The sequence below is a fragment of the Protofrankia sp. Cr1 genome (genome assembly GCF_963555865.1).
Classification (GTDB): domain Bacteria; phylum Actinomycetota; class Actinomycetes; order Frankiales; family Frankiaceae; genus Protofrankia.
Map to the genome: position 1 here is coordinate 1 of NZ_CAUVXO010000169.1, position 10,035 is coordinate 10,035.

6 protein-coding genes and 1 pseudogene are annotated in these 10,035 nt (G+C 67.4%); all 7 read left to right on the forward strand.

The features are described from left to right. Nucleotides 1–465 precede the first annotated feature (465 nt). Nucleotides 466–1,497 (forward strand): rod shape-determining protein, encoded by a 1,032-nt coding sequence (locus U9980_RS14520; protein WP_013872948.1) that lies wholly within the window; start codon nt 466–468, stop codon nt 1,495–1,497. A 210-nt stretch (nt 1,498–1,707) separates the two neighbouring features. Further along, nucleotides 1,708–2,676, forward strand: a complete 969-nt coding sequence (gene mreC / locus U9980_RS14525; RefSeq protein WP_322768401.1) for a rod shape-determining protein MreC — start codon at nt 1,708–1,710, stop codon at nt 2,674–2,676. A gap of 17 nt (nt 2,677–2,693) precedes the next feature. After that, complete coding sequence (mreD, locus tag U9980_RS14530) at nt 2,694–3,215, forward strand: rod shape-determining protein MreD (RefSeq protein ID WP_322768402.1); 522 nt, start codon at nt 2,694–2,696, stop codon at nt 3,213–3,215. A 156-nt stretch (nt 3,216–3,371) separates the two neighbouring features. Beyond that, entirely contained in the window at nt 3,372–5,657 is a 2,286-nt protein-coding gene (gene mrdA, locus U9980_RS14535) for a penicillin-binding protein 2 (RefSeq protein ID WP_322768404.1), read from the forward strand. 44 nt (nt 5,658–5,701) lie between these two features. Next, nucleotides 5,702–6,925, forward strand: a complete 1,224-nt coding sequence (gene rodA / locus U9980_RS14540; protein WP_322768403.1) for a rod shape-determining protein RodA — start codon at nt 5,702–5,704, stop codon at nt 6,923–6,925. A 42-nt stretch (nt 6,926–6,967) separates the two neighbouring features. Continuing rightward, a pseudogene (locus tag U9980_RS14545) lies at nt 6,968–8,913 on the forward strand (TIGR03960 family B12-binding radical SAM protein). Continuing rightward, nucleotides 8,897–9,658: a TIGR03936 family radical SAM-associated protein gene (locus tag U9980_RS14550; RefSeq protein WP_322754678.1), complete on the forward strand. Its 762-nt coding sequence runs from the start codon at nt 8,897–8,899 to the stop codon at nt 9,656–9,658. The pseudogene U9980_RS14545 and the gene U9980_RS14550 overlap by 17 nt, the downstream one beginning before the upstream one ends. The last annotated feature ends 377 nt before the right edge of the window (nt 9,659–10,035 follow it).

A 10,035-nucleotide genomic window follows, 5' to 3' on the forward strand; every position in this document is an offset into this window, starting at 1 on the left:
TCTAACTCCACGGCGAGATCCCGGGGCGAGATCGTGATCGGTTCGGCATTGAGGATCATGTGGTCGGTGATGTCGGACCGTTTGCCCGGACCGTTCGCCCGGATTTTTGCCCGGATTATCGAACACCGACGCTCCGGGCGCGCTCCTCGGTCTCCTCGGGTAGCATTCTCGTGACTCCGGGTGTTAGAACTGGTCGTACGGGTTGGGGCTGGCAGGCAGGTTGACCCGACATGGCGAGTGGACCGTCACACGTCATGGATCCCTCACCGGGACGGCAGGCTCGGTTAGCCCGGTTTAGGCTTTTGGTGTCTGCGGGAGCGTCTCTACTGGATTGCCGGACCACTGGATGGGGCTCATCGGGGAAGCAGTGGATACGCCCACGTCACGGACACCGCCTGCCTTACAACTCCAGCACGCCCAGCGTGCGCACCCAGACCGCACACCCGGGAAGGCCGGCATCCGACGATGTCCAGTTCGTTGTCGTTCCTAGGCCGTGACATGGCCGTCGACCTTGGCACCGCCAACACCCTTGTCTACGTGCGTGGTCGCGGGATCGTGCTGAACGAGCCCAGCGTGGTAGCGATCAACACCACCACCACGGGGATCCTCGCGGTCGGTACCGAGGCGAAGCGGATGATCGGCCGCACGCCGGGCAACGTGGTGGCGATTCGTCCCCTCAAGGACGGCGTCATCGCCGACTTCGACACGACCGAGCGTATGTTGCGGTACTTCATCCAGAAGGTCCACCGGCGGCGCCACTTCGCCAAACCGCGGTTGGTCGTGTGCGTCCCCTCCGGAATCACCGGGGTCGAGCAGCGAGCCGTGAAGGACGCCGGATATCAGGCTGGTGCCCGAAAAGTTTACATCATCGAGGAGCCGATGGCGGCGGCGATCGGTGCCGGGCTGCCCGTCCACGAACCCACCGGGAACATGGTCGTCGACATCGGTGGTGGGACAACGGAGGTGGCGGTCATCTCCCTTGGCGGGATCGTGACGAGCCAGTCCATCCGAACCGCGGGGGACGAGCTTGACACGGCGATCATCTCCTATGTCAAGAAGGAGTACTCGCTCATGCTCGGCGAGCGGACGGCGGAAGAGATCAAGATGGCGATCGGGTCCGCCCACAAGATGTCGGACGAGCCCAGCGCGGAAATCCGCGGCCGGGACCTGGTCTCCGGCCTACCCAAGACCATCGTCGTCACTGCCGAGGAGATTCGTAAGGCCATCGAGGAACCGGTGAACGCGGTGATCGATGCCGTCAAGGTCACCCTCGACAAGTGCCCACCGGAGTTGTCCGGCGACATCATGGACCGCGGCATCGTCCTGACTGGTGGGGGAGCGCTGTTGCGCGGTCTGGACGAGCGTCTGCGCCACGAGACCGGGATGCCGATCCATATCGCGGACAATCCACTGCACTCGGTCGCCATGGGTTCCGGCAAGTGCGTCGAGGAGTTCGAGGCGCTGCAGCAGGTGCTCATATCCGAGCCTCGCCGTTGACCCGACCTGACGTCATCCGATCTGTTCAGATCGTACCGAGTGGGATGTCGATCGGCAGGAACACTGACCGGCGGTTCGCTCGTCCGATGTACTGACGCGGTTCCAGTTTGGCGTCGCCGGGCACCGCGATGCCCGAAGTGGCATCGTCGTCGACGGCGTTGGCACGGACGGCAGGGCCGTGGATGGAATTGCCAGGTATGGAGGCCGGCGGTGGGACGTGAGAACCGGCGCTCCCGGGTGGTCGTCATCGGACTGCTGGTCGTGGCGTTCATTCTGATCACAGTCGACTACCGCTCAGGCGACAGCTCGTCAGGATTGCGGGGCGCGCTGCGAGGCGGATTCGCAACGGTCGAGGGCGCTCTGACCGCCGTTACCCGCCCGATCGGGCGGACGGTGTCCTCCCTGGCGCACCCCAATCGTTATCAACGGCGTGCCGACGCACTAGCCGCGGAGAACGCCGACCTCAAGCGCCAGCTTGCCGATGACGCCGAGGTACGGCGGCAGGCCGCCGGGCTGGCCAACCTGCGGTTGCTCGCGGACAGGGGGCAGTATTCGATCATAGCGGCGAGGGTGATCGCGATCGGCGACATCACCGGGACCGAATGGTCGGTCACCGTCAACGCCGGCAGTGCGGACGGAGTCATGCCGGACAGACTGGTGCTCGACAGCGACGGACTCGTCGGGACCGTGCTGTCCTCGACCGCCCACACCGCGGTGATCCGCCTCGCCTGCGATCCCGCGAGTCACATCGGCGCCCGCTTGGAGGGTGCCCGGTTGCTCGGCGCAGTCGCTGGCACAGGTAGCCCGGACGCCTTGGCATTCACCCTCTACGACGCGACGCGCCAGGTGAAGGTCGGCGACCGGGTGGTCTCCTTCGGCAGTGCGGATTATGTCGGTGGGGTACCAATCGGCGTGGTCACGAAAGTCCTCGACATGAGCGAAGGGCTTTCACGGTCGGCCGAGGTGACCCCCTTCGCCGCCATTGGGTCACTCGACCTGGTCGGGATAGTCGTGGGAAAACTCCCGGCCGACGCGGGCGACCGGGTACTACCCCCGCGGCCTGTGCCCACGCCCGCATCGCCCGCCGCGCCCGCATCGCCCGCCGCGCCACCCGCGCCACCCGGCAAGGTTCCGGTGACACCGGCTCTCGCCCCCGCGGCGACCGCTGCGGTCGGCTGAGGTTCGTCGTGTGGGACATGGGAACACGCGACGACGAAATCCGGGGTACGGCCGTCGTGGTCACCGTGATCGCGATGGTCGTTCTGATCGTTGTGCAACTGTCGGTCATAGCCGCACTCGATCTCCCGTTGGGGAGCCCCGACGTTGTCCTGATCGTGTTGACCTTTGTGGCGCTTGCGCGGGGACCGCTGTTCGGCGTGGTCGTCGGGTTCGCGGTCGGACTGATCGCGGACCTGCTTTCGACGCACGTTCTCGGCCAGACCGCGATGCTCTTCTGCCTGGTCGGCTACGGCGTGGGACTGGCCCACGGCGAGATCGGGCGGACGGCCCACGTCCCCATGGCCGCGGCGGCGGCCGCCGCGGCGCTGGGCACGGCCGGCCATGCGGCGGTGGCCGGCATTCTCGGCAATGCCAGCCTGGCCGGAACGCAGGTGCTCCTGCGCTCGGTCGGTGCCGCGCTCTACTCGCTGATCCTGACCCCGTTCCTGTTCCCGCTGGTGATGGCTGGGATGCGGCGTCTGCACCGCGACCAACCGTGACCCGGCGGCCACGATGGGACGGCCACGATGGGATGGGTGGGACCATGAGGCGGCCACGACGAGACAGGTTGGACCATGAGACGGCGGCGATCATGAGACGGCGGCGACCATGAGACGGCGGCGACCATGAGACGGCAGCGGTCCGGTGACGGGTCGCTGGACGACCGCGTCGGGATCAGGCTGGTTGTGCTGCGGGTTCTGGTCGTGTCGTTGCTCGTGACTCTTGGTGCTCGCCTGTGGGCTCTGCAGGTCCTCAACGGGGAGCACTACCGTCAGGTCGCGGAGACCAACCGGGTGCGCGACGTGGTTACACCCGCACCCCGCGGCCTGATCGTGGACGACCGGGGGCGTGCCCTCGTCCGCAACCGCACGTCGTTGGTCATCTCGGTGAATCGGTCGGTGACCGACCGGCAGAAGGACTCCGGGCGGGCAGTGCTGGAGCGCTTGTCAAACGTGATCGGTATGTCCGTCGCCGATGTCACCAAGCGCATCCAGTACTGCTCTGCCACCGTGAAGCCACCGTGCTGGAACGGTTCGCCCTACCAGCCGGTGCCGGTAGCCAAGGACGTCACCCCGAGCCAGGCGCTGGCCGTCATCGAACATCCCGACCGGTTTCTTGGTGTATCTGCTGAGCTGCAGGCTGTGCGCGAGTACCCCTACGGGGCGGTGGCCGCCCACGAACTGGGATATCTCAGCCCGGTCACGCAGGAGCAGCTCGACTCCGACGGTGGCCGGCACGGTTTCCACAACAACAGTCTGGTCGGTGTCGCCGGACTGGAATACACCTACGACAGCGCCCTGCGCGGCGCTGACGGGGTGCAGCGCCTTGAGGTCGACAGGTTCGGAAGGGTCGCGGGCACGGCCTCGTCCAGCGCGCCGCGCAGTGGCGACACCCTGGTCCTCTCGATCGATGCCGGTGTCCAGCAGGCAGTCGAGCAGACTCTGAAGAAAACCGTGGACTCCCTCGGCGGGCGCGCGCGTACCGCGTCCGGGGTCGTCCTGGACGCGAAAACCGGGCGTGTCATCGCGATGGCCAGCCTGCCCTCATACGACCCGTCGGTTTTTGTGGGCGGCATCTCCGAATCCGACTACCAGGCGCTGTCAGATCCAGCCAACGGCATTCCGTTGCTGTCGCGGGCATACCAGGGTTCGAGTGCGCCCGGTTCGACCTTCAAGGGCGTGTCCACCACCACCGTGTTGACCAACCTCGGCGCGTCGACGAGCGGCAACTACGACTGCGGGCCGTCGCTGCAGATCGGCTCCCAGACGTTTCACAACTTCGAGGGATCATCGGCCGGGCCGATCACCCTGCACCAGGCGCTGGTGATCTCCTGCGACGTCATCTTCGACAAGTTCGCCTATGACGCCTGGCTCGCCGACGGCGGACTTCGCAACGGCCGTGGCCCCTATCCTGCGGCCAACGAGTACTTCGTGAAGATGGCCCGGGCCATGGGTTTCGGCAGTAGGACAGGCGTTGATCTGCCGGGAGAGGCCGCCGGGTCGGTCGTCGGGCGTGACGGTGCGAAGGCGATCTGGACGCAGCTGAAGGATTCCTACTGTCGCCGGGCACAGAACGGCTACCCGGAGGTCGCCGATCCGACCAAGGCCGAGCGGTTCCGCCAGTACGCGGCCGAGGCATGCATTGACGGTTACCTGTACAACGGAGGTGCAGCGACCCAGTTCGCGATCGGTCAGGGCCAGTACCTCTCGGTCAGCCCGTTGCAGCTCGCGGTTGCCTATTCCGCCATCGCCAACGGCGGGACGGTGTACCAGCCGACGCTCGCCAAGGCGGTGATCTCGCCGGACGGCACGGACGTGATGCCCATCACGCCCAAGGTTGTCGGGCGGCTTCCGGTCGCACCCGAGACACTCGCCTATATCCGGGCCGCCCTGCACGGCGTGACCAGCGAGGCCGGTGGAACGGCCGCCGGTGTGTTCGCGGACTGGCCCAATGACACCATCCCGATCGCGGGTAAGACCGGTACCGCCGAAGTCGAAGGATCCAAGGACACGTCCTGGTTCGCGTCGTTCGCGCCCGCGAACGACCCGCAGTTCGTCGTGGTCGTGACCATCCCGGATTCCGGCACCGGTGCTGAGTTTGCGGCGCCGGCTGTGAAGGCCATCTACCAGAGCATCTATGGCGTCGGGCGCGACGCGGCCCTGTCCGGCGGCGTGCCCCCGGCGGACCTGCCGAAGGTGGAGCAGGACGGGACGTTCACGCCGGCCGGCGCCCCGCCCGATCAGTCCGCTGTCCCGTCCACCACGCCCTCGGGTGGTGGTTCGGCTACCGGTGGCGCCGCGGCTGCGGGGCTCGCGCAGACCGGTGGGGTGGGCGTTCCCGCGCTCGCCGAACGTGGTCCACCGCCGGCCACAGCGCGGGGCGAACCCGCCGCTGTGGACGCCGGTCGCGCTCCCGCACGCGTCGGGCGGGGACCGCCGTGACCGGTCGGTCCCCGCTGTTGTAATTGATCAAAGATGGAGCGCTCATGACGAGTCCGACGGCCTTGCGATCGTCCCCGGTCCCGCCGCGCGGTCGGATCGGGCAACTGCGCGACCGGGCGGCAGGGCGGCATTCGCCGCTGCGCCGGCTGGACTGGCCGTTGCAGATCGCCGTGATCGCGCTGTCGATTCTCGGCGGGCTGCTGGTCTGGTCTGCCACCCGGTATCGCGAGGCCGGCAGCGGTGCCGACCCGCAGCTGTTCCTCAAGCGTCATCTGCTCAACCTGGCCATCGGGCTCGTTCTCGCGGGTGTCGCGACCGTGGTGGACTACCGCATTCTGCGGGCATATGCACCATTTGTCTACCTGGCATCACTGGTTGGCCTGGTCGCGGTCCTGCTGGTGGGGAGCACGATCAACGGTGCGCATTCCTGGATCGTGCTGCCGGCCGGATTTCAACTGCAGCCCTCGGAGTTCGCCAAGGTCGCCCTCATCGTCGGAGTGGCGATGATTCTCGGGGAGAAACACGACGACCGCGACACCGGGATCCGCCTCAATCCCGGCCACTGGGACGTGGTGGGAGTCCTGGGGCTGGCTGGCGTGCCGATGCTGTTGATCATGATGCAGCCGGACTTCGGTACGTTCATGGTCTTCGTGTTCGTCATCCTCGGCATGCTCGCGGTCAGCGGCGCACCGAGCCGATGGGTGATCGGCCTCATCCTTTTCGGCATTCTGTTCGGCGGGGCGATCCTGCAGTTCCACCTGCTCAAGCCCTATCAGGAGGCCCGTCTGACCCAATTCGTCCAAAGTAACCAGAACGCCTCGTCCACCGGATACAACGTCGACCAGGCCATGACGGCGATCGCCAACGGCGGCGTCACCGGCCGTGGGTTGTTCCACGGCACGCAGACCCAGGGTCAGTTCGTGCCCGAGCAGCAGACCGACTTCGTGTTCACGGTGGCCGGGGAGGAACTGGGCTTTCTCGGCGCTGGCGGCGTCCTGCTGCTACTGGGGCTGGTGCTGTGGCGGGCACTGGCGACGGCCTTCGACTCGGGTGACTCCTTTGGAGCGATGATCGCAACGGGTGTGGTGTGTTGGTTCGCCTTCCAGATGTTCGTCAATATTGGGATGACGCTGGGGATCATGCCGGTAACGGGGTTGCCGCTACCGTTTCTCTCCTATGGCGGATCGTCGATGTTCGCGAACCTGTTGGCGGTCGGACTGCTGCAGAATGTCCGGTTGCGGGCCCGTTCCGATCCTTACGCTCTGTGACGCCGCCGCGGGGGGCGGCGAATGTGCCGTAGGCTCGCGGGCATGTCCGGACAGTCGCTGTTCCCCCGTCTGGAACCGTTGCTTCCGCGGGTCCGCAAGCCCGTGCGCTATCTCGGCGGCGAAGGAAACTCCCAGGTCAAGCCTTGGGCGGACGCGGTCGTCCGTTGGTGCCTGATGTACCCGGACGCCTACGAGATCGGCCTGCCCAACCAGGGCATCCAGATTCTTTACGAGATCCTCAACGAGCAGCCGGACGTCCTGGCCGAGCGCACCTACTCGGTCTGGTCAGACCTGGAAGAGCTGCTGCGTGAGCACGGCGTCCCCCAGTTCACCGTGGACGGCCACCGTTCGGTGGCCGACTTCGACCTGCTCGGCGTCAGCTTCTCCACCGAGCTGGGGTACACCAATCTGCTGACCGCGCTCGACCTTGCGGGCATCCCCCTGCACGGCGCGGACCGGGGTGACGAACATCCCATCGTGATTGCCGGTGGACATGCCGCGTTCAATCCCGAACCGGTCGCGCTCTTCGTCGACGCGGTCGTGCTCGGCGACGGCGAGCAGGCGGTCCTGGCGATCACAGACGTGGTTCGTGCCTTCAGGACCGCGGGTTCCCCCGGTGGACGCGACGAGTTGCTCATGCGGCTGGCCCGCCGTGGCCTTGCCTATGTGCCGTCCTTCTACGATGTGGACTACCGGCCCGACGGTCGCATCCGAGCGGTCACCGCGAACCGTCCCGGGGTGCCGGCGCGCCCGGCCAAGCACACCGTCAGCGACCTGGACGCCTGGCCCTACCCGAAGGCACCGCTGGTACCGCTCGCGGAGACCGTGCACGAACGGATGAGCGTGGAGATTTCCGTGGGTGCACCCGCGGCTGCCGGTTCTGTCAGGCCGGCATGATCACCCGCCCGGTCCGGGAACGGACCATCAGCACGATCGGCGACATGGTGGCCCGGGGCCTGGATGCGTCGGGGTTCGCCGAGGTCGGTCTGTTGTCGTTGTCCAGCGCGGACCACAGCGAGATAGGCGAGATCGCCAAGGGGCTGGCCGACCGCTACGAGGGCACTCATACCTCGCTCAGCCTGCCCTCGACCCGGGTGGACGCGTTCAACGTCACACTTGCCAACGAGTTCTCCCGCAACGGCCGGCGCAGCGGACTGACCTTCGCGCCCGAGGGCGGCTCCGAACGACTGCGCAAGGTCATCAACAAGATGGTCAGCGAGGATGATCTGGTCCGCACGGTCAGTACGGCCTACGCCCAGGGCTGGCGGCAGGTCAAGCTCTACTTCATGTGCGGGCTGCCGACCGAGACCGACGACGACGTGCTCGCGATCGCGGATCTCGCCCGCAAGGTGATCAGGGCGGGGCGCCTGGCCAGCGGGCACCGTGACATCCGCTGCACGGTCTCGATCGGCGGTTTCGTCCCCAAGCCGCACACCCCGTTCCAGTGGGTCGCGCAGGCCTCGCACGAGGTCACCGACCATCGGCTGCAGCTGCTGCGCAACGCCATCCGCGGTGATCGGGAGGTCGGGCGGGCGATTGGCTTCCGTTACCATGACGGGCGTCCCGGCATCATCGAGGGCCTTCTCGCCCGTGGTGACCGCAGAGTCGGCGCGGTGATCGAACAGGTGTGGCGTGACGGTGGCCGGTTCGACGGTTGGAGCGAGCACTTCTCCTTCGAGCGGTGGGCGCTGGCCTGCGCACGTGTGCTGGAACCACTCGGCGTGTCCCTGGACTGGTACACCACCCGCGAGCGCGACGAACGCGAAGTGCTGCCCTGGGATCACCTCGATGCCGGGCTCGATCGTGACTGGCTGTGGTCGGACTGGCAGGAGGCACTGCGCGAGACCGAGCTGGACGACTGCCGCTGGACCCCCTGCTACGACTGCGGGGTCTGCCCGACCATGGGGACCGAAAACCAGATCGGCCCGACCGGCCGGACCCTGCTCCCACTGACGCCGACCGGACCCGCCCGTGCCCCGGCGTCCTGAGGGTCCGCCACCACCGCCCGTGGTGGCGCGGGTGCGGGTGCGCTTCGCCAAACGCGGCCGGCTGCGATTTCTGTCTCACCGCGACATCGCGAGGACCTTTGAGCGGGCACTGCGACGCGCGGGCATCCCGATGGCCTACTCGGCCGGCTTCAGCCCGCATCCGCGTATCTCCTGGCTCGGTGCCGCACCGACGGGCGCCGCCAGCGAGGCCGAGTACGTGGAGCTCGCACTGGCCGAACACTGTGATCCCCAGGCGTTGCGACTGGCTCTGGATGCCGCGTTACCACCCGGCCTGGACGTCCTGGCATGTGCGCCCGTCACCGCCACACCTCTTGCGGAGCTGGTGGACGCGTCGCGGTGGCGGTTGCGGATGCCAGGGGTCGGACTCGGCGACCTGACCGCCGCCGTGGCCGCGCTCCTCGCCCGTGACCGGGTCGAGGTGGAGCGGGTGACCAAGGACGGACATCGGCGGTTCGACGTTCGTCAGGCAGTGGTCTCGATGGTTTGTCGTGCGGAGAACGACACCTGTGCGATACTGGATGTGGTTGTGCGGCACACGACGCCCGCCGTGCGACCCGACGACGTGCTGACCGCCCTTTGCGTGGTCGCTGTTTTTCGGCCGCCAGTGCCACCCGAGCCGATTCGGCTCGGTCAAGGTCGGCTGCTGGAGGACGGCACCGTGGCGGATCCGCTCATGCCGGACCGCGACGATGCAGGCCGGCTGGTCGGTCGACTCGATGCGTGATGCAGGGCGTCGCAGGATTCGCCGGCGGTACCCCGTCGGACCGAGACAGCGGTTCCTGAGCGGCCGCGACTGCGCAAGCAGCGCGCCCGGGGACCCCGAGAGGCTTCATAACCCGTGCCCGATGACATCCCGACAGACTCCGATGAGACACCGACCACTCGTTCCGCCCCGCGACGGCGGCGCGCCGCCGGACGGTCCGCAGGACCTCCGCCGGACGTCCTGACCGAGGCCTCGCTTGAGGCTTCGCTGGCGAGCGAACCCCTTCCCGGCACGCTTTCCCCTGGTGGCGGCGAGCCGTCAGAGTCGACCATGAGGTCGGCGGTTGACGCCGATCCGTCGCCACCGGAGCTGCCGCTATCTGATCTTACCGGTATCCC

What these genes read in the sequence shown, in the direction of transcription:
- U9980_RS14520 (WP_013872948.1), top strand. Translation starts at nt 466, where the DNA reads ATGTCCAGTTCGTTGTCGTTCCTAGGCCGTGACATGGCCGTCGACCTT.
- mreD (WP_322768402.1), top strand. Translation starts at nt 2,694, where the DNA reads ATGGGAACACGCGACGACGAAATCCGGGGTACGGCCGTCGTGGTCACC.
- rodA (WP_322768403.1), top strand. Translation starts at nt 5,702, where the DNA reads ATGACGAGTCCGACGGCCTTGCGATCGTCCCCGGTCCCGCCGCGCGGT.